General features: G+C 66.5%; 18 protein-coding genes. 6 read left to right on the plus strand and 12 right to left on the minus strand.

Going from position 1 to position 25,401, the window contains the following annotated elements:
* Positions 1-42: 42 nt before the first annotated feature.
* Positions 43-3,141 carry a phosphoenolpyruvate carboxylase gene (ppc, locus tag C7401_RS17390; protein ID WP_112172635.1) on the minus strand — a complete coding sequence of 1,033 codons (3,099 nt, stop codon included), beginning with the start codon at positions 3,139-3,141 and terminating at the stop codon, positions 43-45.
* Between the two features lie 444 nt (positions 3,142-3,585).
* Between ppc and hemC the strand changes: the two genes are divergently transcribed.
* The 3 genes from hemC to C7401_RS17405 are packed head-to-tail and all read left to right on the plus strand — an operon-like array spanning position 3,586 to position 7,949.
* Entirely contained in the window at positions 3,586-4,620 is a 1,035-nt protein-coding gene (gene hemC / locus C7401_RS17395) for a hydroxymethylbilane synthase (RefSeq protein WP_112172636.1), read from the plus strand.
* On the plus strand, positions 4,620-6,746 hold the full coding sequence (hemDX, locus tag C7401_RS17400) for a fused uroporphyrinogen-III synthase HemD/membrane protein HemX (protein WP_112172637.1): 2,127 nt from the start codon (positions 4,620-4,622) through the stop codon (positions 6,744-6,746). Before hemC ends, hemDX begins: the two co-directional genes overlap by 1 nt.
* Before the next feature lie 3 nt (positions 6,747-6,749).
* The gene (locus C7401_RS17405) at positions 6,750-7,949 is read left to right on the plus strand and encodes a heme biosynthesis protein HemY (protein WP_112172638.1); all 1,200 of its coding nucleotides are present in this window, start codon (positions 6,750-6,752) and stop codon (positions 7,947-7,949) included.
* A 96-nt stretch (positions 7,950-8,045) separates the two neighbouring features.
* Here C7401_RS17405 and C7401_RS17410 read toward each other — a convergent pair whose 3' ends face one another.
* The 3 genes from C7401_RS17410 to C7401_RS17420 all read right to left on the minus strand — a co-directional run bounded on the left by C7401_RS17410 (position 8,046) and on the right by C7401_RS17420 (position 11,787).
* Positions 8,046-9,365 carry an MFS transporter gene (locus C7401_RS17410; RefSeq protein ID WP_112172639.1) on the minus strand — a complete coding sequence of 440 codons (1,320 nt, stop codon included), beginning with the start codon at positions 9,363-9,365 and terminating at the stop codon, positions 8,046-8,048.
* Positions 9,366-9,548: 183 nt separating this feature from the next.
* A complete protein-coding gene (locus C7401_RS17415) occupies positions 9,549-10,307 on the minus strand; it encodes an SDR family oxidoreductase (protein ID WP_112172640.1) in 759 nt (252 codons plus the stop codon).
* A gap of 40 nt (positions 10,308-10,347) precedes the next feature.
* Entirely contained in the window at positions 10,348-11,787 is a 1,440-nt protein-coding gene (locus C7401_RS17420) for an aldehyde dehydrogenase family protein (protein WP_112172641.1), read from the minus strand.
* A gap of 317 nt (positions 11,788-12,104) precedes the next feature.
* Here C7401_RS17420 and ppa point away from each other — a divergent pair, with 317 nt between their 5' ends.
* Positions 12,105-12,632, plus strand: coding sequence for an inorganic diphosphatase (gene ppa, locus C7401_RS17425; RefSeq protein ID WP_069265419.1), 528 nt, complete (start codon positions 12,105-12,107; stop codon positions 12,630-12,632).
* 90 nt (positions 12,633-12,722) lie between these two features.
* Here the strand turns inward: ppa and C7401_RS17430 are convergent, their stop codons facing one another.
* From C7401_RS17430 to C7401_RS17440, 3 genes are all read right to left on the minus strand, one after another.
* Positions 12,723-15,575, minus strand: a complete 2,853-nt coding sequence (locus C7401_RS17430) for an EAL domain-containing protein (protein ID WP_146757938.1) — start codon at positions 15,573-15,575, stop codon at positions 12,723-12,725.
* Between the two features lie 203 nt (positions 15,576-15,778).
* A complete protein-coding gene (locus C7401_RS17435; protein ID WP_112172643.1) occupies positions 15,779-16,090 on the minus strand; it encodes a GIY-YIG nuclease family protein in 312 nt (103 codons plus the stop codon).
* 82 nt (positions 16,091-16,172) lie between these two features.
* A complete protein-coding gene (locus C7401_RS17440; protein ID WP_112172644.1) occupies positions 16,173-17,345 on the minus strand; it encodes a GNAT family N-acetyltransferase in 1,173 nt (390 codons plus the stop codon).
* 189 nt (positions 17,346-17,534) lie between these two features.
* Here C7401_RS17440 and C7401_RS17445 point away from each other — a divergent pair, with 189 nt between their 5' ends.
* A complete protein-coding gene (locus C7401_RS17445; protein ID WP_112172645.1) occupies positions 17,535-19,658 on the plus strand; it encodes an NAD(+) synthase in 2,124 nt (707 codons plus the stop codon).
* 75 nt (positions 19,659-19,733) lie between these two features.
* A complete protein-coding gene (locus C7401_RS17450) occupies positions 19,734-20,072 on the plus strand; it encodes a P-II family nitrogen regulator (RefSeq protein WP_028207721.1) in 339 nt (112 codons plus the stop codon).
* 207 nt (positions 20,073-20,279) lie between these two features.
* Here the strand turns inward: C7401_RS17450 and C7401_RS17455 are convergent, their stop codons facing one another.
* The 5 genes from C7401_RS17455 to C7401_RS17475 all read right to left on the minus strand — a co-directional run bounded on the left by C7401_RS17455 (position 20,280) and on the right by C7401_RS17475 (position 25,276).
* On the minus strand, positions 20,280-21,431 hold the full coding sequence (locus tag C7401_RS17455) for a porin (protein ID WP_112172646.1): 1,152 nt from the start codon (positions 21,429-21,431) through the stop codon (positions 20,280-20,282).
* 584 nt (positions 21,432-22,015) lie between these two features.
* Positions 22,016-22,798 (minus strand): ABC transporter ATP-binding protein, encoded by a 783-nt coding sequence (locus tag C7401_RS17460; protein WP_112172647.1) that lies wholly within the window; start codon positions 22,796-22,798, stop codon positions 22,016-22,018.
* A 19-nt stretch (positions 22,799-22,817) separates the two neighbouring features.
* Positions 22,818-23,540, minus strand: coding sequence for an ABC transporter permease (locus tag C7401_RS17465; protein WP_112172648.1), 723 nt, complete (start codon positions 23,538-23,540; stop codon positions 22,818-22,820).
* 19 nt (positions 23,541-23,559) lie between these two features.
* Entirely contained in the window at positions 23,560-24,249 is a 690-nt protein-coding gene (locus tag C7401_RS17470) for an ABC transporter permease (RefSeq protein ID WP_112172680.1), read from the minus strand.
* Between the two features lie 250 nt (positions 24,250-24,499).
* The gene (locus tag C7401_RS17475) at positions 24,500-25,276 is read right to left on the minus strand and encodes an ABC transporter substrate-binding protein (RefSeq protein WP_112172681.1); all 777 of its coding nucleotides are present in this window, start codon (positions 25,274-25,276) and stop codon (positions 24,500-24,502) included.
* Positions 25,277-25,401 lie beyond the last annotated feature (125 nt).

Below are 25,401 nucleotides of genomic sequence, written 5' to 3' on the forward strand. Positions count from 1 at the left end.
CACGACGCCGTTTCTACCTGAGCGCGAACGCCCGATCCGACATCAACCCGTGTTGCGCAGCCCCGCCGCAATTCCGTTGATCGTCAGGTGAATACCGCGCCGCACGCGCGGGCTCGGGTCGCCTGCGCGATAACGCTTGATCAGCTCCACCTGCAAGTGATTGAGCGGATCGAGGTACGGGAAGCGGTTCTTGATCGAACGCGCGAGCAGCGGGTTGTCCGCCAGGCGCTCGCCCGCGCCCGTGATCTCGGCGAGCACCTTCGTCGTGCGCTCCCACTCGGCCACGATGCGCTCGAACACCAGCTTGCGCAGCTTCTTGTCGCTCACGAGCTGCGCATAGCGCGACGCCACCGCGAGGTCGGTCTTGGCGAGCGTCATGTCCATGTTCGACAGCAGGTTCGCGAAGAACGGCCAGGTCTTGTACATCTTCTTGAACATCGCCACCCGGCGCGCGCGCTCGGCGTCGCTGCCCGCTGCGTCGAGATGCGCGGTGACCGCGCTGCCAAAGCCGTACCAGCCCGTGAGCAGCAAGCGGCACTGGCCCCACGAAAAGCCCCACGGAATCGCGCGCAGGTCGTCGATCTTGCGGTTCTTCGGGTCTTGCAGCTTGCGCGAGGCCGGGCGGCTGCCGATGTTCAGCTCCGCGATTTCCGTGATCGGCGTCGAGGCGAAGAAGTAGTCGGTGAAGCCCGGCGTCTCGTACACGAGCGAGCGGTATGCCGCCATCGCCGCGTCGGAGAGTTGTTGCATCGTCTCTTCGTACGCGGGCAGTTGATCCGGCGAATTGCCGTGCGGCAGCAGCGTGGCTTCCAGCGTGGCCGCGATCACCGTTTCCAGATTGCGGCGGCCGATTTCCGGGTTGCCGAACTTGCTCGCGATGACTTCGCCCTGTTCGGTCAGGCGGATCTGGCCTTCCACCGTGCCCGGCGGCTGCGAGAGGATCGCGTTGTAGGTCGGGCCGCCGCCGCGGCCCACCGTGCCGCCGCGCCCGTGGAACAGACGCAGCGTGATGCCGCGTTCCTTGTGGAGCGCGACGAGCGCGAGTTCCGCGCGGTACAGCTCCCAGTTCGAGGTGAGGAAGCCGCCGTCCTTGTTGCTGTCCGAGTAGCCGAGCATGATTTCCTGCTCGTTGCCCTGGTGCTCGACAATGCCGTCGATGCCCGGCAGCGCGAGCAGGTCGCGCATGATGCCCGAGGCGTGGCGCAAGTCGGGAATCGTCTCGAACAGCGGAATCACCATGAGCGCGGCCTTCGCGGGATCTTCCGCGTGGCCGAGGCGGCCGCTCATGAGACCGGTTTCCTTTTGCAGCAGCATCACTTCGAGCAGGTCGGAAACCGTTTCGGTGTGCGAGATGATGTAGTTGCGCACCGCGCGCGCGCCGAACTTCTCGCGCGTCACGCGCGCCATTTCCAGCACGCCCAGCTCGCTCTTCACGAGGTCCGAATAGTCGAGATACGGCGAGCGCAGCGTGCGCGGCTCGGCGAGTTGCGCGAGCAGCACGATCTGCTTGTCTTCTTCGGAGAGCGCGGCATAGTCGGCTTCGACGCCGGCGCGCGAGAGCAGTTCGCTGATCACGGCCTCGTGGATGTCCGAGCTTTGGCGCAGGTCGATCGAGGCGAGGTGGAAGCCGAACACTTCCACGGCGCGCAAGAGCGGGGCGAGGCGCGGCGTGGCAAGCGAGGCGCCGTGATGCTCGGCGAGCGAATCCATCAGGATGCGCAGGTCGCGCGAGAACTCGCCTGCGTCGGCGTAGGGTTGCGCACGCACGGGGGCGGCATTGCGCCCGGCGCTGCGCACCGCGACCACGCCTTCGCCCAGACGCACGCGCGCGCTGGCGGCAAGGCGCGTGTACACACCGATCAGTGCACGGCGATACGGCTCGTCCACGCGGTGCGGCGACTGGTCGGGCGAGGCCTCGGCCAGCGCCTTCAGTTCATCGCTTGCGCCCGCGAGCAGGTTCGACACCGACAGCTCGGCGCCCAGGCGGTGCACTTCGTCGAGGTAATGCTGGAGGATCACCTGCGCCTGGCGCTCGCTCGCTTCCTCGAGCGTCGCGGAGGTGACGTTCGGATTGCCGTCGCGGTCGCCGCCGATCCAGCTGCCCATCTGGAAGAACGCGGGCAGGCGCGCCGAGAGACCGTGCTCCTTCAACTGCGTTTCGATTTCGCCGTAGAGCGCCGGGATCTCGGTGAGGAAGGTCGTGTGGTAGTACGACAGCGCGTTCTCGATCTCGTCGCCCACGGTCAGGCGCGCGTCGCGCAGCATGCGCGTTTGCCAGAGCGAGGTCACGCGCGCGCGCAAGAGCGACTCGTTGTGCTCCAGTTCGCGATGCGTGAGCGGCTGGTCGCGCTCGGTGAGCAGGCGCGCGATGTCGTGCTGCGAATCGAGCGTGCTCTTGCGCTGCACTTCGGTGGGGTGCGCGGTGAGCACGGGCACGATCAGCGCGTCATTGAAGAACTGCTGGAGCACGGGCGTTGCCGCCGCGCCGGCTTCGGCGAGGCGCTCGAGTGAATGCGCGATGGTGCCCGCCTGAGCGGCCGACCCCGCGAGGTCGTGAATGCGGCGGCGGCGGTTGCGATGGCGATCTTCAGCGATGTTCGCGAGGTGCGAGAAGTAGCTGAATGCGCGCACGACCGTCACGGTCTCCTCGGGCGAGAGCGCGCGCAACTGCTTTTCCAGCGCGAGCGCGTCGGCGTTGTCGTCCTCGCGGCGAAAGCGCACGGCGGTCTGACGAATGGTCTCCACCACGTCGAACACGGCGTCGCCTTCCTGCTCGCGCAGCACTTCGCCCAGCAGGCGGCCGAGATAGCGGATATCTTCGAAGAGCGGCTGGTCCTTGTCGTCGCGCGCGCGGCCGTTGCGCGCGGCGCCGGCCGGCTTCGCCGCGACGAGGGGCGCTTTCGTGGCTTTCGTGGCCTTAGCGGTCTTGGCGGCCTGCGGCGCTTTCGCGGCCTTCAAGGGCTTGGCGGTTTTCACGGCCTGGGCGGCCCGGGTCGCCGGTTTGGTCTTCGTGGCGGTCGTGGTCTTCGTGGTCTTCGTTGTTTTCGCCGGTTTCGCGGACGGCGCGGATGCGGCCTTCGAAGTAGCGTTCTGCGATGCGTTGTTGCGGCGCTCTGCGCGCGCCGAGCCTGAAGACTTCACGATGTTTTCCTTGAGGCTTGCCAGGGTATGGGCAGGTTGATCGGGGGACTGCCAACTGCATGGCCGCGACGCATGCCGGGCCGTGTACTGCGGGTGCAACCTGGAGAGGGTGGGAGGTGCCACCCGGCGTGAGCCGTGCGGATGTCGCAGAAACGGCGCGGGCCGTGTAAGGCGGTGCGCCGGGTGCAGGCCTTGCTGGAGAGAGCGGCCGCCGGGGCGGGCGGTGCGCATGGCGTGTCGCCATTGGCTACGCTAGCGGCGCGTTACCTACCATATTGGGTACAGTAAGCACCAATGCCTTGCCGGGTCTCTTCCTTGCCGCCGCTCGCGCCTCGCGGCCGGACCCATTAGGGGAATCCCATGGGGCGGGCCGTAAAAAGGGCGCGTGCTAACATTGCCTGTTATCCGATCCTGCTTTTCATCCCGTCATTCGATGTACTTGCCATGAACTCCGAGACGTTATCCGCGCCCATGCCCCGCACACTTGTGATCGCTTCGCGGGAGAGCCGCCTCGCGATGTGGCAGGCAGAGCATGTGCAAGCTGCGCTGCACAAATTATATCCATCCTGTGACGTGAAAATTGTCGGAATGACGACACGCGGCGATCAAATTCTCGATCGCACGCTCTCGAAAGTGGGCGGCAAGGGCCTTTTCGTGAAGGAACTGGAGCAGGCGCTGGCCGAAGGGCGCGCCGACGTGGCCGTGCACTCGCTCAAGGACGTGCCCATGGAGTTGCCCGAGGGCTTCGCGCTCACGGCCATCATGGAGCGCGAGGACCCGCGCGACGCGTTCGTCTCGAACGACTACGACTCGCTGGCGGCCCTGCCGCCGGGCAGCGTGGTGGGCACTTCCAGCCTGCGGCGCGAGTCGATGATCCGTGCGCGCTTTCCGCATCTCGACGTGAAGCCGCTGCGCGGCAATCTCGACACGCGGCTTACCAAGCTCGACCGCGGCGACTACGCGGCCATTATTCTCGCGGCGGCAGGCCTGAAGCGCCTGGGTCTCGGCGCGCGTATCCGCGCGCTCATCGAGCCCGACGACAGCCTGCCGGCGGCGGGCCAGGGGGCGCTCGGCATCGAGATCCGCGCCGATCGCGCCGATGTGGCGGCATGGCTCGCGCCGCTGCACGACGACGCCACGGCCAAGGCCGTCGAGGCCGAGCGCATGGTGTCGCGCGCGCTGGGCGGCAGTTGTTCGGTGCCGCTCGCGGCTTACGCGCAGTGGCGCGACGGCAAGCTCGCGCTGCGCGGCACGATCTCCACGCCCGATGCGAGCCGCGTGCTCGCCGCGCAGGAAGCCACGGCGGCGGCCACGGTCGAGGAAGCGGTGGCGCTCGGCCGCCGCGTGGCCGACGACCTGATTGCCCAGGGCGCGCTCGACATCGTGCGCGCACTGGCCGATGCGGCTCACGCAGCCGATGGTCCGAACACCGCGCCGGACCACCCAACCCGCACGGGCGCAGGCCCGGCGTCCGAATGATGGCGGCCCCGAGGCAACCGGACGAGTGGGGCGGCCCCGGCGACGCCTCCACGGGCGCAAGCCGAACCGAACCGGGCAGCGCCGGCACGCCGTTCACGGCCGTCATTACCCGCCCGGCCGGTCAGTCGAATGGGCTCGCCGCGCAACTGGCGCAGCACGGTATCCGTACCTTCGACTTTCCGCTCATTGCCATCGCGCCCGTGACCGACGAAGCGCCGTTGCGCGCCGCGCTCGGCGCGCTCGAACGCTATGCGCTCGTCGTGTTCGTTTCGCCCAACGCCGTCGACCGCGCGTTCGCCTGCTACGCCTCGGTGTCCTCGATCTGGCCGCCTGCGTTACCGGTGGCCGTGGTGGGCCCGGCCAGCGTGGCCGCGCTCGAGCGTCATGGCGTGGCCGCCCCCGATCATCGCGTGGTGAGCCCGTCGAACGCGGGGGAAGAAGACCCCGCGCGCTTCGATTCGGAGTCGCTCTACGCGGCGCTCGAAAAGACCTTCGGCGCAGAGGCCTTCACGGGCAAGCGTGTGCTGATCGTGCGCGGCGACGGCGGCCGCGAGTGGCTCGCCGAGCGCCTGCGCGAAGCGGGCGCGGAAGTCGAGACGGTCGCGGCTTACCGCCGCATCGTGCCCGAGCCGCCCATCGCCGCGTGGACGCAGGTTCACGCACTGCTGGAAGGCGCGCCGCACGCCTGGCTCGTCACGAGCTCCGAGGGCGTGCGCAACCTCGACGAACTCGCGCGCGAGCACCTCACGGCGGGCGAGATCGTCGAGCTGCGCCATGCGCCGCTCGTCGCGCCGCACCCTCGGATCGCCGAGACGGCGCGCTCAATGGGTTTTGATAGGATTACGGTGTCCGGCGCGGGCGACGAACGCATCGTCGAGACGCTGCTTGGCCTCGCTTCTTCCGTTGTTCAACCGGCTCAGAACACTCCGGCCCAGGCGCCGGCCAACTCACGCATGACAGATTCGAACAACACCAGCAACACAGCCAACCCGGGCGCCGTCACTACGGGCGCGTCGGGTTCCGGCGGCGCGTCCGCGCGGCCGTCGCATGCGTCGTCGGGTGCGGGGTCTTCCGCACCGCTGACCCAGCCGCCGGGTACGGGCAACGGACGTCGCGGCGCCGGTTCGGCGCTGCTGTGGCTCGTCGTGGTGCTGGTCGCGGCGGGCTCGGGCGCGGGCGGCTATTACCTCAATCGCAAGCTCGACGGCCTCGGCATGCAGGCGATCCAGCGCCAGCAGGCGGGCGAGCAGCAGATCGCCGCGCTGCGCGCGCGCACCGACCAGGCCGTGACCGGCGCGCAGCAGATCGACAAGCAGATCGCCCAGCTCGAAGGCAAGATCGCCGACGCGCAAACTTCGCAGCAGGCGCTCGCGCAGCAATACTCCGATCTTTCGAAGAGCCGCGACGACTGGACGCTCGCCGAAGTCGGCCAGATGCTCTCCAGCGCGAGCGAACAGCTCCAGCTCACGGGCAACACGCAACTGGCGCTCTTTGCGCTACAAAGCGCCGATACGCGTCTCGCCGCGTCCGACAACGCGCAGGCCATCGCGGTGCGCAAAGCGATCGCGGAGGACATCGACAAGCTCAAGGCCGCGCCGTCCACGGACCTCACGGGTCTTGCCATCAAGCTCGACACCGCGCTCGGCCAGATCGATTCGCTGCCGCTCGCGGGCGAAGCGCTCGTCGCGCACACGAAGCCCGAGGCCGCCGCGCCCGCCGATGTCGCGAAGGTCGCCGCCGCGACCAACGAGCCGCGCTGGAAGGTGTGGGTCGACACCTTCGTCAACGGCGTGGGCAAGCAGATCGCGAGCCTCGTGCAGGTGCGCCGCATCGACAACGCGGACGCCATGCTCGTTTCGCCCGACCAGGGCTACTTCATGCGCGAGAACCTGAAGCTGCGCCTGCTCTCGGCGCGCCTCTCGCTGCTCTCGCGCAACGAGGCGACGCTCAAGTCCGACCTCGCGGACGCCGACGCCACGCTCGCGCGCTACTTCGACGGCGCGTCGAAACAAACGCAGACGGTGCGCGAACTGCTCAAGGAAGTGGGCGCCGGTTCTGCCGCCGTCGCGCTGCCTACGCTCGACAAGAGCTTGCAGGCGATCCAGCAATACCGGAGCCGGGGGTAAGACATGGCGATCCGTGGACTCCTCTGGCTCGCGCTCCTCTTCGCGATTGCCGTCGCACTGGCGACCGTCGGGCGCTTCGACGCCGGGCAGGTGCTGCTCGTCTACCCGCCGTATCGCGTGGACGTCTCGCTCAACCTGTTCGTGGTCGGCATCGTGGTGGCCTTCCTGCTGCTCTACGTGATCCTGCGCTTCGCGCGCAACGTCGTGACGATGCCGCGCCGCGTGGCCGCCTATCGCGCGCGCATGCGCACGGAAAAGGCGAACTCGGCGCTGCGCGACGCGGTGGGCAATCTCTACGCGGGCCGCTTCTCGCGCGCCGAGAAGGCCGCGCGCGATTCGCTCGCCGACGATAAGAACACCAGCGCCGCGGGCCTCATCGCCGCGACGGCCGCGCATCGTCTGCACGAGTATGCGCGCCGCGACGAATGGCTCACCCAGGTCGACGACCCCGACCTCCAGGAAGCGCGCCTGATGGCCACGGCCGACATGCGTGCCGACGGCCGCGACGCCGATGGCGCGCTCGCCGCGCTCACCGAAATGCGCTCGCAAGGCGGCCGCCGCATTCACGCGCAGCAGATCGCACTGCGCGCGCAGCAGCAGCTCAAGAACTGGAGCGAAGTGCTCAAGCTCGTGAAGACGCTGGAAAAGCGCGAGGCGCTGCATCCGGCCGTGGCCGTGCGCCTGCGTCAGCTCGCGGCGGAAAACCTGCTGCGCGACCGCCGCCACAACGCCGACGCGCTGCTCGAACTGTGGCACGCGCTCTCGCCGGTCGAGCGCCACTCGCCGCGTCTGGCCGACTGCGCCGCCGAACTGCTGATCGCGCTCGACCGCCAGGCCGACGCACGCAAGATCGTCGAGGAAGCGCTTGCGCAGAACTGGGACGCGCGCCTGTTGCGCCGCTATCCGGACACGGCGGGCAGCGACGCGTTGCCGCTCATCCAGAAGGCCGAAGCGTGGCGCAAGGAGCGCCCCGAGGACGGCGACCTGCTGTTCGCGCTGGGCCGCCTGTGCCTGAAGCAGCAGTTGTGGGGCAAGGCGCAGTCGTTCCTGGAAGCGGCGATCAAGTCCGCCGACGCGAGCCAGAACGAGCCGCTCAAGATCCGTTCGCACCGCGCGCTCGCGCGTCTGCACGAGCAACTCGGCGACGGCGAGAAAGCGGCCACGCATTACCGCGAAAGCGCGTTGTCGATGAACGTGGTTTGACGCGGGCGCAGCGTCGCACCTGAAGCCACAACGAAAACGGCCGCCTGCAAACACAGGCGGCCGTTTCCTTTTGGGAGATCGCTACAGGCTACAAGCTCAGCGATTCACGAGCTTCGCCGGGGCCGAAAGCGCGAGCAGGCCGCCCAGGATCATGAATGCCGCGAGCATGTACATGCCCGAGTCGTTGGCGGCGGTGGCCTGCTTGAGCCAGCCCACCGCATACGGGCTCAGGAAGCCCGCCAGATTACCGATCGAGTTGATGAGCGCGATGCCGGCCGCCGCGCCCGTGCCCGCGAGCCACGAGGTGGGCAGGCTCCAGAACAGCGGCAGTGTGGTGAGAATGCCCATGGTTGCGATGGTGAGCGCCGTCATGGCGAGCGTGGTGTCGTGCGCCCACGTGACCGACAGCACGAGGCCGATCGCGCCGATGGCGGCAGGAACGGCAATGTGCCAGCGGCGCTCGCGCGTGCGGTCGGCGCTTTTCGCCACGAGCACCATGCCGACCACGGCCGCCGCGAACGGAATGGCCGAAAGCAGGCCGATCGTGAGCGCGTCCTTCACGCCTGTCGCCTTGATGATGGTGGGTAGCCAGAAGCTCACGCCGTAGAGACCCATCACGAACGAGAAGTAGGTGAGGCTCATGAGCAGCACGCGCGGGCTCGTGAGCACGGTCATGATCGGCGGATCTTCCTTGGTGGCGTCCTCGGCGGCGATGTTGCGTTCGAGCAGCGCGCGTTCTTCTTCCGTGAGCCATTTGGCTTTGCCGATGCGGTCGTCGAGCACGAAGAACACCAGCACGCCGACGATCACCGAAGGCAGCCCTTCGAGCAGGAACAGCCACTGCCAGCCCTGCCAGCCGTTCGCGCCGTCGAAGGCCTTGAGAATCCAGCCCGACACCGGCCCGCCGATCACGCCCGACAGCGCGATGGCCGTCATGAACCACGTAGTCATGCGCCCGCGCCGCTGCGCCGGATACCAGTAGGTTAGGTAGAGAATGATGCCGGGGAAGAAGCCCGCCTCGCACAGGCCGAGCAGGAAGCGCATCACGTAGAACATGGTGGGCGTGGTGACGAACATCGTCAGGATGGAGACGAGGCCCCACGTGACCATGATGCGCGCGATCCACACGCGCGCGCCCACGCGATGCAGGATGATATTGCTTGGCACTTCGAACAGAAAGTACCCGACGAAGAAGATGCCTGCGCCAAAGCCGTAGACCGCATCGGAGAGATTGAGCGCGCTGCTCATCTGGAGCTTGGCGAAGCCCACGTTCACGCGATCCAGATACGCGACCACGTAGCAGAGCATGAGAAGCGGAATGAGCCGCCACGCGACCTTGCGATACGTGGCTTCTTCGAAGGCGGAGGGCGGGGCGCCCGCGCCCGCATGCGGCAGATGATTCGCTGGACTGGCCATGGTGTCTCCAATATCGTCGTGCTTGTTGTATTGCCGCCCCGTGATGGCGGATATTCGACGCGAAAGCACGACCATTCTATACGCGCCGCCGCAACGCGGCAGCGCGTGGAAGTCGGGGAAAACACCGATCAGTCAAGCACTTAGGGCGCGATTATGCGCCCGAATGCGAGGCGGGTTACTACGCTACACGCAGCGCCCGCCATCCACTTCGATGCAGGTGCCGGTGATGAACGCCGCGTCGTCGGAGGCGAGATAGAGACAGGCGTTGGCCACGTCCTGCGGCGTGGAAAAGCGCCCGAGCGGAATGGTCGAGATGAAGCGCTGGCGGTTCTCGGGCGTATCGGGCACGCCCATGAACTCCGCCGTGAGGCCCGTATCGCCGATCACGGGATTCACGCAGTTCACGCGGATCTGGTCGGGGCCCAGCTCGGCGGCGAGCGCCTTGCTGGCCACGATCATCGCGCCCTTGCTGCCGTTGTACCAGACGAGCCCAGGCCGGGGCCGGATGCCCGCGGTCGACGCGATGTTGACGAACGCGCCGCCGCCGCGCTCGCGAAAATGCGGCACGAACGCACGCACGCACCAGTAGAGCCCCTTCACGTTGACGGCGTAGACGCGGTCGAACTCCGCTTCGCTCACTTCGAGCACGGGCTTGTTGCGATGCGTGGTGCCCGCGTTGTTGACGACGATCTGCACGCTGCCGAAGTCCTCGATGGCGGCTTCGCGCAGTGCATGCCAGTCGGCTTCGCGCGTGATGTCGCCTTGCACCGCGATGGCCTTGCCGCCCGCGAGCGCGATCTCGCTCGCCACGCGCTCGGCCGCTTCGCCGTTCAGGTCGTTGATGACGACGTTCGCGCCTTCGCGCGCATAGGTCTTCGCAATGCCTTCGCCGAAGCCCGAGCCGGCGCCCGTCACGACGGCCGTCTTGCCTTTGAGTCGCATGGTGTCTCCGTTTGTGTCGCTTGTTTGTGTGTCGACGTGTTCAGCCGTGGCGGATCGCGATGGTCTTCAGCACCGTGAAGCCATAGAGCGCCTCGAAGCCTTTCTCGCGCCCGTGCCCCGAATGCCGCGTGCCGCCGAACGGCAATTCGACGCCGCCCCCCGCGCCATAGTTGTTGATGAACACCTGGCCCGCGCGCACGCGCCGCGCGAGGCGCATTTGCCGCGCGCCGTCGCGCGTCCATATGCCTGCCACGAGGCCATAGGGCGTGCCGTTGGCGAGCGCGAGCGCTTCGTCCTCGCTGTCGAAGGCCATGGCCGCGAGCACCGGCCCGAACACCTCTTCCTGCGCGAGACGGCTTTGCGGCGGCACGTCGCGCAGCAGCGTCGGGACTTCGTAGAAGCCGCCCGCGGGTGCATCGGCTTCGAGCCGGCCGCTCGCCGCCGTGGCGATGCGGTTTGCGGCCGCCTCATCGAGAAAACCGCGCACGCGCTGGCGCTGCTTCTCGTTGATGAGCGGGCCGCAGTCGAGATCGGCGCCGGCCGGGCCCACGCGCAGCTTGCCGAACGACGCGGCCAGCCGGTCGATGAGCGGCTCGTAGGCGCTGCGCTCGATCAGCACGCGGCTGCCCGCCGAGCAGGTCTGCCCCGCGTTCTGCACGATGGCGGCGACGAGCACGGGCAGCGCGGCGTCGAAATCGGCATCGGCGAACACGATTTGCGGCGACTTGCCGCCCAGTTCGAGCGTGACGGGCACGTGATGTTCGGCGGCCATCTGCGCGACGAGCTTGCCCGTTTGCGGCGAGCCCGTGAACGAGATGTGGTCGATGCCGGGATGCGCCGAGAGCGCCGCGCCCGCCTCATGCCCGAGCCCCGTCACGATGTTGAGCGCGCCGGCGGGCAGCCCCGCTTCGCGCGCCAGTTCGGCCACGCGCAGCAGCGACACGCAGGCGTCCTCGGCGGGCTTCACCACGCACGCGTTGCCGGTGGCGAGCGCCGCGCCCACGCTGCGCCCGAAGATCTGCATCGGGTAGTTCCAGGGCACGATGTGGCCGGTCACGCCGTGCGGTTCGCGCACCGTGAGCACCGTATAGCCGGCCTGGTAGGGCAGGGTTTCGCCATGCAGCTTGTCGGCCGCGCCTGCGTAGAACTCGAAGTAGCGGGCGAGCGCGAGTGCATCGGCGCGCGCCTGCTTGAGCGGCTTGCCGGTGTCGCGCGCTTCGAGCTGCGCGAGGGCTTCCTTGTGCTGGCCAACGAGGCCCGAGAGCGCGTACAGCAAACGCCCGCGCTCGGCGGCGCTCAATGCGCCCCAGGCGCCTTCGAAGGCTCGACGCGCGGCTTTGACGGCGGCGTCGATGTCGGCGGCATTACCGCGTGCGAGCTGCGCGAAGGGCTGGCCGGTGGAGGGGTCGATCGCGGCGAGGGTTGCGCCGCTGGCGGGCGCTTGCCACTCGCCGCCGATGAAGTGCTTCGCTTCTTCCATGCATGCGCCTCGTAATTGGGGTGTGAAACGAGGGAGGGGAAACGCAAAACGGGAAACGCCGCCGCCGCGTGCCCGGGGTCCGGCGATGCGGCGAGGGAGGGCCGCGACGGCCAGTTCATTATCGCGCCGATTGCCGCCGTGGCGCGCGGGAATTCAGCAGACACTTCAAGGGCTTGCGGGAAAGCCCTGGGCCGAACCGCCGGCGGCCCTGGCCGATTGGCTATAATGGCGTCCATCCTCCAACTTCCGCGACGTCCGGCTGTGCGCCGGTATATCGCGCGGGCCGTCGGTTTTTCCCTTCTCAACAGAGAGCGCTCATGAGCTTTGCAAATGTCCCCGCCGGCAAGGATCTGCCGCAAGACTTCAATGTGATCATCGAGATTCCCGCGCAAAGCGATCCGGTGAAATACGAAGCTGACAAGGACCTGGGCCTGCTCGTCGTCGACCGTTTCGTCGGCACGGGCATGCGCTATCCCGTGAACTACGGCTTCATCCCGCAAACGCTCTCCGGCGACGGCGACCCGGTCGACGTGCTCGTGATCACGCCGTTCCCGCTGCTGGCAGGCTCGGTCGTGCGTTCGCGCGCGCTCGGCATGCTCCAGATGACCGACGAGTCGGGCGTCGACGCGAAGCTGATCGCGGTCCCGCACGACAAGGTCTGCCCGATGACGGCCAACCTCAAGTCGCTGGACGACGTGCCCGAGTACCTGAAGGACCAGATCAAGCACTTCTTCGAGAACTACAAGGCGCTCGAAAAGGGCAAGTGGGTCAAGGTCGAAGGCTGGGTCGGCATCGAAGCCGCCCACAAGGAAATCACGGACGGCGTCGCGAACTTCAAGAAGTAAATCGCACGCTTCACGCCTGATAAAAAAGCCGCACGCGCCTGCCAGGGCCGTGCGGTTTTTTCATGCGCCCGCGGTCGGGCGCAGTCGGGCTCAGTCCAGTTCGGCTACGTCCCGCACGACGTCCAGCCGCACGGGCCTACCCACGCCATAGCCCTGCGCATAGTCCACGCCCATCGCGATCATGCACGCCAGAATGGCGGTGTCTTCCACGCACTCGGCGATCGTGAGCTTGCCGGCCGCATGCGCGACCTCGTTGATCGATCGCACGATGGCCTGATCGAGCGGGTTTTCGATGATGCCGCGGATGAAGCTGCCGTCGATCTTCAGATAGTCGACGTTCAGGTGCTTGAGGTAGTTGAACGACGACATGCCCGCGCCGAAGTCGTCGAGCGCGAAGCGGCAGCCTTGCGCGCGCAGGCGCTCGATGAGCGTGATGGCGTCGTGCAGGTTGGTGATGGCGGCGGTTTCGGTGATCTCGAAGCACACGTGCGCGAACGGAATGGACCAGATGCGCTGCTGCGCCTCGATATAGTCGGCGAGTTGCCCGTCGCCGAGCGAAGCGCCGGAGAGGTTGATCGACCAGGTGCCGTGGCGGTGCGTGCCGGCGGCGATCATCGCGAACGCGCTCGCGATCACCCAGCGGTCGATCGCGGGCATGAGATCGAAGCGCTCGGCCGCGCCGATGAACGCCGACGGCTCCACGAGCTCGCCCGAGGCGGAGTGCATGCGCAGCAGCAGTTCGACGTGCGTGTCGTCGGGCGCGTTCGCCGCGGGCCGATGCGCGAGCGGCAGAATCTTCTGCCCGTACAGGCAGAACTGGCCGTTTTCGAGCGCCGCCTTGATGTCGGAGACCCACGCCATCTGCGCGTGGGTTTGCGAAAGCTCCTCGTCGTCGTAGCGAAAGCGGTGCACGCGGTTGCGGCCCTTCTTCTTCGCCATATAGCAGGCCACGTCCGCCGTCTTCATCACTTCCTTCACGGACACGAGGCCCGCCGCGTCGCTCACGAGGCCGATGCTCACGCTCGTCTGCACGATGCGCCCCGCGCCCGTGAAGCGGATCGCGGCAATCGCCGCGCGCAGGTTTTCGGCGAGCAGCGAAGCGTGCGCCGCCGGGCAGTGCGGCATCACCACGCCGAACTCGTCGCCGCCCAGGCGCGCGATGATGTCCTCACCGCGCAGCTCGCTCTTGAGCACGCGGCAGACCTGGCGGATCAGTTCGTCGCCGGTCGAGTGGCCGCACGTGTCGTTCACCACCTTGAACTGGTCGAGGTCGAGGAACATCACCGCATGGCCCGGTTGCGCGGGTTGCGCGCTCTCGCCGTTTTCGAGCAGCGTGGCGAGGCGCCGCTCGAATTCGCGGCGGTTATAGATATCGGTGAGCTCGTCGTGAGTGGCCTGGTAGGCGAGGCGCGCCGCGTGCTCGCGCAGCGCGCTCACGTCGTAAAGCACGATCACGGTGCCGATCACGCGGCGCTGCGCGTCGCGCAGCTTCGAGACCGAGTAGTCGACCGCGAGGCGCGAGCCGTTCGGGCGCATGACGTGGAGATTCGCGCTGCCAGCATTCCCGGCGCTCCCGGCGTCGCCCATCGCGTGGGCGGTGTGCAGGACGTCACGGCTGCGCGATGCGTCGGCGTCGTCGCGCAGATCGCAGATCGCGTCGAACGGCTGCATGACGATGTCTTCGGCCGCGCGGCCCAGCATGCGTTCGGCAACGGCGTTGCAGTAGGTCACGCGCGCGGTGTCGTCGGTGCGGATCACGGCTTCGCCGATCGAGGCCAGCGTGACCTCGGCCAGCTCGCGCTCCGTGTACGCGCTCGCTTCGGCCGACTTAAGGCCTGAGATGTCGAAGAGGCAGCCGACCATGCGCACGGCGCGCCCGCGCGCGTCGCGCACCGCCTGGCCGCGCGCGCGGCACCAGCAGTAGCCGCCCGCGAGCGTGCGCAGGCGAAACTCCACGTCGAAGGTCGTTGCGCGCGCAAGGTGTTGGCGCAGCGCATGGCGCACGCGCGCGAGGTCCTCCGGGTGCACGAGCTGCGTGAGGCCGGTCTCGCTGTCGAAGCGGGTGCCCACGTCGTAGCCCAGTTGGTCGTAGAGCCAGTTCGAGAAGTAGCACTGGCGGCTGCCGATCTCCCAGTCCCACAGTCCGGCGTTGATGCCTTCGAAGCCGAGCGCGAGGCGTTCCTCGTTCTTGCGCACCTCCGTTTCGAGGCGGTCGCTGCGGGCGAGCGCGCGGCGGATGAACTCCGAGAACACGCCGAGCAGCACGATGGCGGCCGCGGCGAGCGCGAGTATGAGGATCGAGCGGATGGCGTGCGCCGCGTCGTCGAGCGAGCGCGAGAAGCCGCTTTCGATCGGCGCGAGCTGGCTGTCGATCTCGCGCAGATCGCGCACGAGGCTCGCGGCGTCCGGGGTATCGAGCTTGCCGGCGCGGGCAAGCGCGTGCAGCCGCTCGCCCGTTTCGGCCAGGCGCAGGATGTAGCGGTCGCCGATGTCCCAGAACGCTACCGCCGGGCGCATCCAGGGTGTGTTTTTCAGCGTGCGGTAGCCCCACGTCATGCCGTCCATGTCGTCGCGCGCGATGTGGCCTTGCTCGAAGCCGCGCCGGATCGCCGTCGTATCGGGCTCGGTCCGGTTCATCTGGAGCTTGGCCGCGCGGTCGCCGAGCGGCACCGCAACGCCCGCGAGAAAGGTGCGGTAGTCGGCCTCGTCGCCCGAGCGCGCGTAGCGTTCGAGCGCGTGCACCGCGTCCTTCTGGCCCTTCGACCAGCTGCTTTCTCCGGCCACGTAGGCGAGCAGGATCGCCATGATCGCCACGCTGATCGAGGCGATCACGCCCATGACTGCCGCGAGCAGCCATAGCGGCAGCAGGGCTGCGGTCGTGCGCCGCAGTCCATGCGCTCCTGGGGCTTGCCGGCTGGTCTCCGTCTTCTTCGGTCTCTTCATGCTCCACCGGTCCCGTCGGCCTGCAAGGTGAAATGCGAGGGGCGAGGGCACGCCGGGGGCAAAGACCGGCGTCCTGAGCGGGATATCGGCGGTGCGAGAAGGGGCTTTAGGCCTTTAGCGCGGGTGCTCGCTTAAAAAGCGCGGGACGGCTTGGCGCAAACGCTTGCGCGCCGGCCGCCGGGTTGAGCCAGGCTCAGCCTGGCTCAGCCCGGCGCGTCCTCTTGTGGTTCTTCGCGCACCGGTGGCGCGGGCAGCACCGATTCGAGCGTGCGCGCGCCCGCCGCGAGCGCGCGCTTTTCGGGCGGGCGCAGGCGCTTGACCCAGTATTCGGCGCTCGAAGCGCTCGCTCGGTCGGCGAACTCGAATTGCGCGAGCACCTGCACCGGCTTGCGCGAGCGCGTATAGCGCGCCCCCGTACCGCTCGCGTGCTGGGCGAAGCGGGCGGCCACGTCGATGGCGATGCCCGTGTAGACGCTGCCGTCAGTGCATTCGAGGAGATAGAGGAACCACGGCATAGTGCTGGAAGCGATGATCGTTGGGGCAGGGGCGTTGCGGGAAGCTCGGGTGCGTCTCAAGTGCGTAACTCAGGTGTGCAGCTCACGCACGAAAAGGATTGCGCTCGTTGAGTTCGTGCATATAGGCGTGAATGTGGTTCGTCTCGCTTTCGAGAAAGCGCGCGACGGCATCGGCGAACGCCGGGTGCGCCAGCCAGTGCGCCGAGCGCGTGACGGTGGGCAGGAAGCCGCGCGCCATCTTGTGCTCGCCTTGCGCGCCGCCTTCGAACACGTCGAGCTTTTCCTCGATGCAGAATTCCAGCGGCTGGTAATACGCGGTTTCGAAATGCAGGCAGGGCACATGTTCGAGCGCGCCCCAGTAGCGGCCGTAGAGCGTGCCGCCCCGACCGTTTTCGCCACGCTGCCACACCACGAGCGAACTCGCGATCGGCTTGCCGTCGCGCTCCGCGATCACGAGCAGCAGGTTCTCCGGCATCGTTTCGCCGAGCATGCGGAAGAAGTCGAGGTTCAGATACGGCGACGAGAAATGCTCGCGGTAAGTCTGCCGGTAGCAGCGGCTGAAGAAGCGCCATTCGGCGTCGCTGATGTCCTCGCCGCGCACGCGCCGCAATGTCACGCCCGCGTCGCGCACCTTGCGGCGCTCGGCACGGATGTTCTTGCGCTTTTTCTGCTCCAGCGTGGCGAGGAAGTCTTCGAAGTCGCGATAGCCTTCGTTGAGCCAGTGAAACTGCACGCCCTCACGCTGCATCATGCCGAGGTCGGTCAGCGCTTCGGCGTCTTCCGTGGTCGGGAAAAGCACGTGCAGCGACGACACGTCGGCCTGCTCCGCGAAGGCGAGGAGCGTCGCGGCCAGGTGGCGGCGCGCGGTTGCGTCGGCGGCGATCAGGCGCGTGCCCTGGACCGGCGTGAACGGCACCGCGCACAGGAGCTTCGGGTAGTACTCGAGGCCGTTGCGCTTGTAGGCGTCGGCCCAGGCCCAGTCGAACACGTACTCCCCGTACGAATGCCCCTTCAGGTACACCGGCGCGGCGGCGGCGAGGCGGCCCGTGCGCGTGTCGGTGAGCGTGACGAACTGCGCCGCCCAGCCTTCGCCGGGCGCGGCACAGCGCGCGGCGTCGAGCGCCGTGAGGAATTCGTGGCGCAAGAACGGCGTAGGCTGCGCCTGGCGCGCGAGCAGCGCGTTCCATTCGGCGGCGTCGACCTCGGACGGTGAGCCGAGGATGCCCGTGCGATAATCGAAATGTTCCTGTTTCATGCGTGAACGTTGGCGTGGGTCGCGGCGACGGTGCTTGCCGCAGCAAACGGTCATGGTAAAGCAAACATCCCGGGCGGGTGAGAGCCGCCGCGCCTGCCGCACTGGCGCGAGCCATGCGGCGCGAACCCTGCGGCCCGAACGTCAGCGCACGCGCCCCGTGCGCCACGCGCCCGCCTCAAGGTTATCGAAATGAAAGAGCGCTTCTTCAATCTGTATACGCACGGCTTTGCGCGCGTGGCCGTGGGCGTGCCCCGTTGCCGCGTGGCCGATCCCGCGTTCAACGCGAACGAAACGCTCGCGCTTGCGCGCGAGGCCGCCGCACAGGGCGCGGCGCTCGTCGCGTTTCCGGAGCTGGGCCTTTCGGCCTATACGTGCGACGACCTGTTCCATCAGCAAGCCCTGCTCGACGCCTGCGAGCACGCGCTCGCGCAGATCGTCGAAGCCTCGGCCGCGCTGCCGCTCGTGATGATCGTGGGCTTGCCCGTGCGCGTGGGCCACTCGCTCTTCAACTGCGCCGCCGTGGTCTCGGGCGGACGCGTGGCGGGCGTCGTGCCGAAGAGCTATCTGCCGAACTACGGCGAATTCTACGAGCCGCGCCAGTTCAGCCCCGCCGATCACGCTAGCGCCGATACCGTGCGGCTCGCCGGCGCGCAGGTGCCGTTCGGCGCGTCGCTGCTGTTCGAGGTGCCGCAGGTCGCGGGACTGCGCTTTCATGTGGAGATCTGCGAGGACGTCTGGGTGCCGATCCCGCCGTCGTCGTTCGCGGCGCTCGCGGGCGCCTCGGTGCTCGTCAATCTATCGGCCTCGAATGTCGTGGTGGGCAAGGCAGGCTACCGGCAACAGTTGGTGTCGCAACAATCGGCGCGCTGTCTCGCCGCGTATCTGTACACCTCGGCGGGCAAGGGCGAATCGACCACGGACATGGCCTGGGACGGTCACGCCCTCGTGTGCGAAAACGGCGAGCTGCTCGCGCAGTCGGAGCGTTTTTCCGACGACTCGCACCTCATTTACGCCGACATCGATCTCGCGCGCCTTCAGCAGGAGCGTATCCGCCAGACGACCTTCGGTGATTCCATTCGACGCCATGCCGACGAAGTCGCGAAGTTTCGCGTGATCGCGTGCGAGGTCGCGGGCAAGCAGGCAGGCGAGGGCGCATGGCAGCGCGAAACGCTCGCGCTGTCGCGCCGCGTGGAGCGTTTCCCCTATGTGCCGGCCGATCCGAAGCGCCGCGACGAGCGCTGCAACGAGGTCTACAACATTCAGGTGCAGGCGCTCGTGCAGCGGCTTTCGCAGGCGGGCATCAAGAAGGTGGTGATCGGCGTGTCGGGCGGGCTCGACTCCACCCATGCGCTGCTCGTGTGCGCGAAGGCGATGGATCGCTTGAAGCTGCCGCGCGCGAACATCCTTGCCTACACCATGCCCGGCTTCGCGACGAGCGAGCGCACGCTGCGCCAGGCGCGCGAGCTGATGACGCTCGTGGGCTGCACGGCGCGCGAGATCGACATTCGCCAGAGCTGCATGCAGATGCTCGAAGACCTGGGCCATCCGTATTCGGAAGGCAAGGAAACTTACGACATCACCTTCGAAAACGTGCAGGCCGGCGAGCGCACGAACCACCTGTTCCGCCTCGCCAACTTCAATCACGCGATCGTGATCGGCACGGGCGACCTCTCGGAGCTGGCGCTCGGCTGGTGTACTTACGGCGTGGGCGATCACATGTCGCACTACAACGTGAACGCGAGCGTGCCCAAGACGCTCATCACGCACCTCGTGCGCTGGGTGGCCGAAACGGGCCAGATCGGCCAGAACGGGGAGAGCGGGCGTGACGTGCTCGAAGCGATTCTCGCGACCGACATCAGCCCGGAGCTGATTCCCGGCAAGTCCGATGGCGCGCCCGAGCAGAAGACCGAGAACACCATCGGACCGTACGAGCTACAGGACTTCAACCTGTACTACACGCTGCGCTTCGGCTTCGCGCCTTCGAAGGTCGCGTTCCTTGCGCGCCACGCGTGGGGCGATCGCGAAGCGGGGGCGTGGCCCGAGAACGCGAAGGTCGCGCGCAATCAGTACGATCTCGCGGCCATCAAGCGAAATCTGCGTATTTTCCTCGACCGCTTCTTCCGCCAGAGCCAGTTCAAGCGCACCTGCATACCGAACGCGCCGAAGGTCGGCTCGGGCGGCTCGCTCTCGCCGCGCGGCGACTGGCGCGCGCCGAGCGATTCGGAATCGGTCGTGTGGCTCGCCGATCTGGAGTGCGTACCCGACGAGGTCGGTGCGGCGAGCGCGGCGCCTGCGGGCAAGCCCTCGGCATGAGCGCGGGCCGCACAGCGTAGAATCCCCCTATATTCTGAAATTTTCGACAAATTCGATAACGAGACGAGGTCCGCCATGAAACGCATTACTGCCGTCATCAAACCGTTCAAGCTCGACGAAGTGCGCGAGGCGCTCGCCGAAGTGGGCCTCACGGGCCTGACCGTGACCGAGGTCAAGGGCTTCGGCCGCCAGAAGGGCCATACGGAGCTGTACCGCGGCGCCGAATACGTGGTTGATTTCCTGCCGAAGGTGAAGATCGAAGTGGTGGTCGCGAGCGACCAGGCCGACCAGGTGATCGACGCGATCATCGGCGCGGCGCGCACGGGCAAGATCGGCGACGGCAAGATTTTCGTGACCGACGTGGAGCGCGTGATCCGCATCCGCACGGGCGAAGAGAACGAAGCGGCCGTGTGAGGCCGCGCGCCTCGCGTCAGCGCCGCTGAAACACCCGTAGCACCTGAAGCACGCGAAGCACCAATAGAAAAGGGGACGGCGCCGCTCGCGCAGCCCGTCCCCGGAATAAAAAACGGTGCGATACCCTTGCGGACATCGCACCGATACGCGCCTCTCGCAGCAGCGTGAAAACGTTGATGTTGCTGTTCTGTCTACACTCGCTTCGAATTAGAACGAGTGCTGGATACCTGCGTACACGCCGGTCTGGCTGTGGCCCGGCAGCGGGTTGCCGGTTGCAGCCGACGTACCGAAGTTGTTGGCGTTCAGACCGAAGTTGGCCGTCTTGCTGTTCTGCACGGTGGCTGCCTGGATGTCGAGCAGCGTGCGCTTGGACAGGTTGTACGAGCCGCCGATCGTGTACATCGTGGCGTTGCCGCCGCCGTTGTTCGCGTTCACGTGGTAGACCGCGCCGATCAGCGCTGCCGCCGGCGTCATTTGCCACGTCACGCCGCCCCATTCGTGGTCGAGCGTGGTCGGCTGACCGATGATGCCCGGGTTCATGCCCGACGAACGGATGGCTTCATAGCCGCCCTGGATCTTGAACGCGCCGAGGAACACGTTGACCATGGCCATGTAGTCACGCGAGTACGCGAACACGCCCTGGCCGGTGTTGCCCGAGTTCACGCTGGTCGGGTCGTATGCGCCGCCGAGCTGGCCGTTGAGCGGGTTGCGGATTTCGTCATACAGGCCGCGGATCTGGAACAGCGAGCTCGTGTAGGTGAGTTGCAGGCCGGCTTCGCGGCCTTGCGGCGTCGTGCCGTTGCCGTTCCAGCTCGTTGCGTTCGAGAACGCGTACTGGCCGTACATGTCAAAGCCGTACCAGTTAGGCGACTGGTACGAAATGTTGTTGCTCGATTGCGGCCAGTTGCGGCCACGCACCATCGAAGCCGACGACCAGTTCGACTGACCGAACGGGTCGAAGTCCCAAATGCCGTTCGAGATGAACAGCATGCGGCCAAGCAGCAGGGTACCGAACTGGTCGTTCGCCATGCCGATGGTTGCCCAGCGATTCCAGAGAGAGCCGGCGGAGCCGAGCGAGCCGTTTGCGGTGCTGAAGCTGCCTTCCAGGTGGAACAGAACCTTGTTGCCGCCACCGATGTCTTCAACGCCCTTCATGCCCCAGAGACTGGTGCCCCAGTAGCCGCTTTCGAGCTGAACCTGGCTCGTGCCGTGAGTTGCCGGACCCGTGCCGCCACCGGCACCGATGCCGTTCATATACGCCACACCCATGTCGAGGCGGCCATACAGCGTCACGCTGCTTTGCGCATGCGCGATCACGCCAGCCGACATCAGTGCTGCGGCGAGCAATACTTTCTTCATCTTCTCCTCCTCCATACCCTGTCAAAGAGTCAACCTTAGTACTGCGAAAGAAGTCCGTGCGCTTGGCGGCGCTGCGAACAGAAATCGTCGCGTAAAGGGAGAATTACCCCGAGGACCGGCGTTACGGGCTGGTGCCGCTGCACGACCCGCGCCGGGTCGTCTTGCAGGTCCCCTGGTTGACTGGCATCTCCCGTTCTTTTTGAAGTGAAACTACTTTTAATGAACTTTGTTTTGCTACTTTGGTTACTAATTTAGCAAAAAAGGTCCGCGCTGGCGAACTAATTCGTGCGTGGCCCATGGGGTGTCGTCAAATTGCAATATGACCTTCCTGGATGGTGGTCAGAGAGGTACGACAAATGGATCAGAGGCCTTACGGAGTAAGGGACTCACGGTTGTTGACGGGCAAGGTTCAGGATTGCCACTATTGACGAACGATTTCACGAGGAGTAATGCGGAAATCGCTGTTTTTGCGCCGAAATCGGACGTTTTTTGCGGGGCGGAGAAGAAAAAAGAAAAGGCGCTGTAAGCGCCTTGTAAAACTACTTTTACTACATCGCCGTAGGGTGGCGATCCTTAAGGTCGTCTTACTTGAGGCTGCCTGAAAGGAACTGGCGCAGGCGCTCACTCTTCGGATTGCCGAAGACTTCGGCGGGCTGGCCTTCTTCTTCCACGCGCCCCTGGTGCAGGAACATCACGTGATTCGAAACGTTGCGCGCGAAACCCATTTCGTGGGTGACCACAATCATCGTGCGGCCTTCCTCGGCGAGCTTCTGCATGACCTTGAGCACTTCGCCCACGAGCTCGGGGTCGAGCGCCGAGGTCGGCTCGTCGAACAGCATGACGTCGGGGTGCATGGCGAGCGCGCGGGCAATCGCCACGCGCTGCTGCTGGCCGCCCGAGAGGTGCGACGGATATTGCGTCTCCACGCGCGGCGCGAGACCGACCTTCTCCAGATAGGTGCGCGCGCGGTCTTCGGCTTCCTTGCGCGACAGGCCCAGGACGTGCACCGGCGCCTCGATCACGTTTTCGAGCACCGACATGTGCGACCACAGGTTGAAGTGCTGGAACACCATCGCGAGCTTGGTGCGCACGCGCTGGAGCTGCTTCGCGTCGGCTGCGTGCAACGCGCCGGTGCGCTTGTCCACGCGCGTGGCGACTTCCTCGCCGTCCACCACGATGCGGCCTTCGTTGGGCTGCTCGAGGAAGTTGATGCAACGCAGCATCGTGCTCTTGCCCGAGCCCGACGAGCCGATCACGCTGATCACGTCGCCGGCATTGGCCTTCAGGGACACGCCCTTCAAGACTTCGTTGTCGCCGTACTTCTTGTGGATGGAGTCGACGAACAGCTTCTGCTTCTGGGAATTCATCTGTTTACCTCTAGCGGGCTCACTTGCCTTGCGGTCGCAGGTATGCGAGCCAGCGGCGCTCGGCGCGGCGGAACAGCCACACGAGCGTGAAAGAAATGATCAGGTACAGCAGGGCGGCGATGCCGAACGCGCCGAACGACTGATAGGTCGCCGAGTTCACGTCGCGCGCGATCTTCAGGATGTCGGGCACGGTGGCCGTGAACGCCACGGTCGTCGCGTGCAGCATCAGGATGACTTCGTTGCTGTAGTAGGGCAGCGCGCGGCGCAGCGCCGAAGGCAGGATCACGCGGCGATAAAGCGTGAATTGCGACATGCCGTAGGCGCGCGCGGCCTCGATCTCGCCGTAGGGCGTCGCCTTGATCGCGCCGGCGAAGATTTCGGTGGTGTACGCACAGGTGTTGAGCGTGAACGCGAGCAGCGTGCAGTTCATGCCGCTACGGAAGAACGCGCTCGTGAGTTCGTGGTTGCGCACAACCTCCAGGCTGTAGAGGCCCGTGTAGCAGAGCAGCAACTGCACGTAGAGCGGCGTGCCGCGGAAGATATACGTGTAGAGCCACACCAGCCCGGCGAGCCACTTCTTCTTCGACACGCGCGCCACGGCGAGCGGCACCGAGAGGCAGAAGCCGAGCCCGATCGAGATGACGAGCAGCCACAGCGTGATGGCCACGCCGCTGAAGTGGTAGCCGTCGGAGTAGAGATAGTTGCGCCAGTACTGCTGGATCAGTTGGACGAAGTCTTGCATGGTCTTGGCCTCGCGCGATTCAGAGATCCGCCTTGCGCACACCGGTGGAGTAGCGCTTGTCGAGATACATCAGCACGAAGTTGGAGACCGTGGTGATGACGAGATAGATCGCGCCGGCGAGCAGCGTGAAGAAGAAGAAGCGCAGCGTGCCCTTGCCGGCGTCCTGGCTGGCCTTCACGACGTCGGCGAGACCGATGATCGAGACGAGCGCCGTGGACTTCACGAGCACCTGCCAGTTGTTGCCGATGCCGGGCAGGGCGAAGCGCATCATCTGCGGGAACATGACGCGCGTGAACACCTGCCAGTTCGTCATGCCGTAGGCGTGGCCCGCTTCGAGCTGGCCGCGCGGCACGGCGAGAAACGCGCCGCGGAAGGTCTCGGTGAAGTACGCGCCGTAGATGAAGCCGAGCACGACCACGCCCGCGAGGAACGGGTCGATGTCGATCTGATCCCAGCCGAGCATGTCGGTGAGATTGTTCAGCCAGATCTGGATGCTGTAGAAGAGCAGCAGCATCAGCACGAGATCGGGCACGCCGCGGATGAGCGTGGTGTAGAGCGTGCCCGCGCCGGAAGCGACGCGGTTTTTGGAGAGCTTCGCCGCCGCGCCGATCAGCCCGAGCACGAACGAGAGCACGAGCGACAGCACGGCGAGCTTGACGGTCTGCCAGGTGCCGGCGAGGATCAGCGGGCCGTAGCCTTGAAGAAACATGGGCGAGTCCTTGACGGGGCGCTTCTCGCGCACCGCGAAAGGCGCGGCGCTGCTCTGCCGCGGTTCAAATCCGTACATGGGCGCGCGGGGGCTCTTGCCGGTTCGCGCGCCGCCGATGTCATTGCGCTCGTGAGCGCGCCTGTGACTGTATACGAAGCCCGGCAGGGGTCCATCGGGGCTTTCATGCGTCGTGGCGCGAGGCGCGAGCGGTGATGTCTCGTGGTTTATTTACCTGCGTGTGCGTTCCCGTTCACTTGCCTTTGTAGATGTCGAAGTCGAAATACTGCTTCGCGATCCTGTCGAACGTGCCGTCGGCATGAATCGCGGCGAGCGCCGTGTTGAACTTCGCCTTCAGGTCGGCGTCATCCTTGCGCAATCCGATCGCGGTGCCGTCGCCGATCGTCGCCGGATCTTCCACTTCCGGGCCCGCCCACGCGAAGCCCTTGCCGCGCGGCGTTTTCAGGAAGCCGAAATCCGCCTGGACCTCGTCTTGCAGCGTGGCGTCGAGGCGTCCGGCGATCAGATCCTGGTAGACCTGATCCTGATTCTGGTACGAGACCACGTTCACGCCCTGCGACGCCCAGTGCGCCTTCGCATACGCTTCCTGGGTCGAGCCCTGCTCGACGCCCACGTTCTTGCCCTTGAGCGAGGCGGGCGTGGGCAGGAGCGGCGAGCCTTTGCGCGCGAGCATGCGTGCGGGCGCATCGAACATCTTCGCGGAGTAGTCGATTTGCTGGGCGCGCTGCGGCGTAATGGTCAGCGACGAGACGATCGCGTCGAACTTGCGGGCCTTGAGCGCCGGGATGATGCCGTCGAGGTCGTTCTCGACCCAGACGCACTTCACGTTCATGCGCGCGCACAGCGCTTTCGTGAGGTCGACATCGAAGCCGACGATCTGGCCGTCGGGCGCTTTGGACTCGAACGGCGCATAGCTGGCGTCCACGCCGATGCGCACGGTTTTCCACTCTTTGGCGGCGGCGCTCCCCGCGATCAGGGCGAGCGCCACGCACACTGCGAACTTCTTCATCATTCTCCTGATACGGGCGGCGCGGCGCTCCGGGTGGCGCGCGGCCGGCGCAAGGCGGCCCGGCTCGTGGCCGTTGGCCGCCATTCTAGGCGATCAAAAATGCGGGTCGGAGGCGCGATGCGCTC

Source organism: Paraburkholderia unamae, from assembly GCF_003268775.1.
In the GTDB taxonomy this organism is placed as follows: Bacteria; Pseudomonadota; Gammaproteobacteria; order Burkholderiales; family Burkholderiaceae; genus Paraburkholderia; species Paraburkholderia unamae.

Excerpts from the sequence above, each read along its gene's own strand:
- C7401_RS17410 (WP_112172639.1), bottom strand. The coding sequence starts at position 9,365 with ATGGCCAGTCCAGCGAATCATCTGCCGCATGCGGGCGCGGGCGCCCCG.
- C7401_RS17455 (WP_112172646.1), bottom strand. The coding sequence starts at position 21,431 with ATGAAGAAAGTATTGCTCGCCGCAGCACTGATGTCGGCTGGCGTGATC.
- C7401_RS17460 (WP_112172647.1), bottom strand. The coding sequence starts at position 22,798 with ATGAATTCCCAGAAGCAGAAGCTGTTCGTCGACTCCATCCACAAGAAG.
- C7401_RS17445 (WP_112172645.1), top strand. The coding sequence starts at position 17,535 with ATGAAAGAGCGCTTCTTCAATCTGTATACGCACGGCTTTGCGCGCGTG.
- C7401_RS17430 (WP_146757938.1), bottom strand. The coding sequence starts at position 15,575 with ATGAAGAGACCGAAGAAGACGGAGACCAGCCGGCAAGCCCCAGGAGCG.
- hemDX (WP_112172637.1), top strand. The coding sequence starts at position 4,620 with ATGGCGGCCCCGAGGCAACCGGACGAGTGGGGCGGCCCCGGCGACGCC.
- C7401_RS17450 (WP_028207721.1), top strand. The coding sequence starts at position 19,734 with ATGAAACGCATTACTGCCGTCATCAAACCGTTCAAGCTCGACGAAGTG.
- C7401_RS17440 (WP_112172644.1), bottom strand. The coding sequence starts at position 17,345 with ATGAAACAGGAACATTTCGATTATCGCACGGGCATCCTCGGCTCACCG.
- C7401_RS17475 (WP_112172681.1), bottom strand. The coding sequence starts at position 25,276 with ATGAAGAAGTTCGCAGTGTGCGTGGCGCTCGCCCTGATCGCGGGGAGC.
- C7401_RS17420 (WP_112172641.1), bottom strand. The coding sequence starts at position 11,787 with ATGGAAGAAGCGAAGCACTTCATCGGCGGCGAGTGGCAAGCGCCCGCC.
- C7401_RS17405 (WP_112172638.1), top strand. The coding sequence starts at position 6,750 with ATGGCGATCCGTGGACTCCTCTGGCTCGCGCTCCTCTTCGCGATTGCC.
- hemC (WP_112172636.1), top strand. The coding sequence starts at position 3,586 with ATGAACTCCGAGACGTTATCCGCGCCCATGCCCCGCACACTTGTGATC.
- C7401_RS17435 (WP_112172643.1), bottom strand. The coding sequence starts at position 16,090 with ATGCCGTGGTTCCTCTATCTCCTCGAATGCACTGACGGCAGCGTCTAC.
- ppa (WP_069265419.1), top strand. The coding sequence starts at position 12,105 with ATGAGCTTTGCAAATGTCCCCGCCGGCAAGGATCTGCCGCAAGACTTC.
- C7401_RS17415 (WP_112172640.1), bottom strand. The coding sequence starts at position 10,307 with ATGCGACTCAAAGGCAAGACGGCCGTCGTGACGGGCGCCGGCTCGGGC.
- C7401_RS17465 (WP_112172648.1), bottom strand. The coding sequence starts at position 23,540 with ATGCAAGACTTCGTCCAACTGATCCAGCAGTACTGGCGCAACTATCTC.
- C7401_RS17470 (WP_112172680.1), bottom strand. The coding sequence starts at position 24,249 with ATGTTTCTTCAAGGCTACGGCCCGCTGATCCTCGCCGGCACCTGGCAG.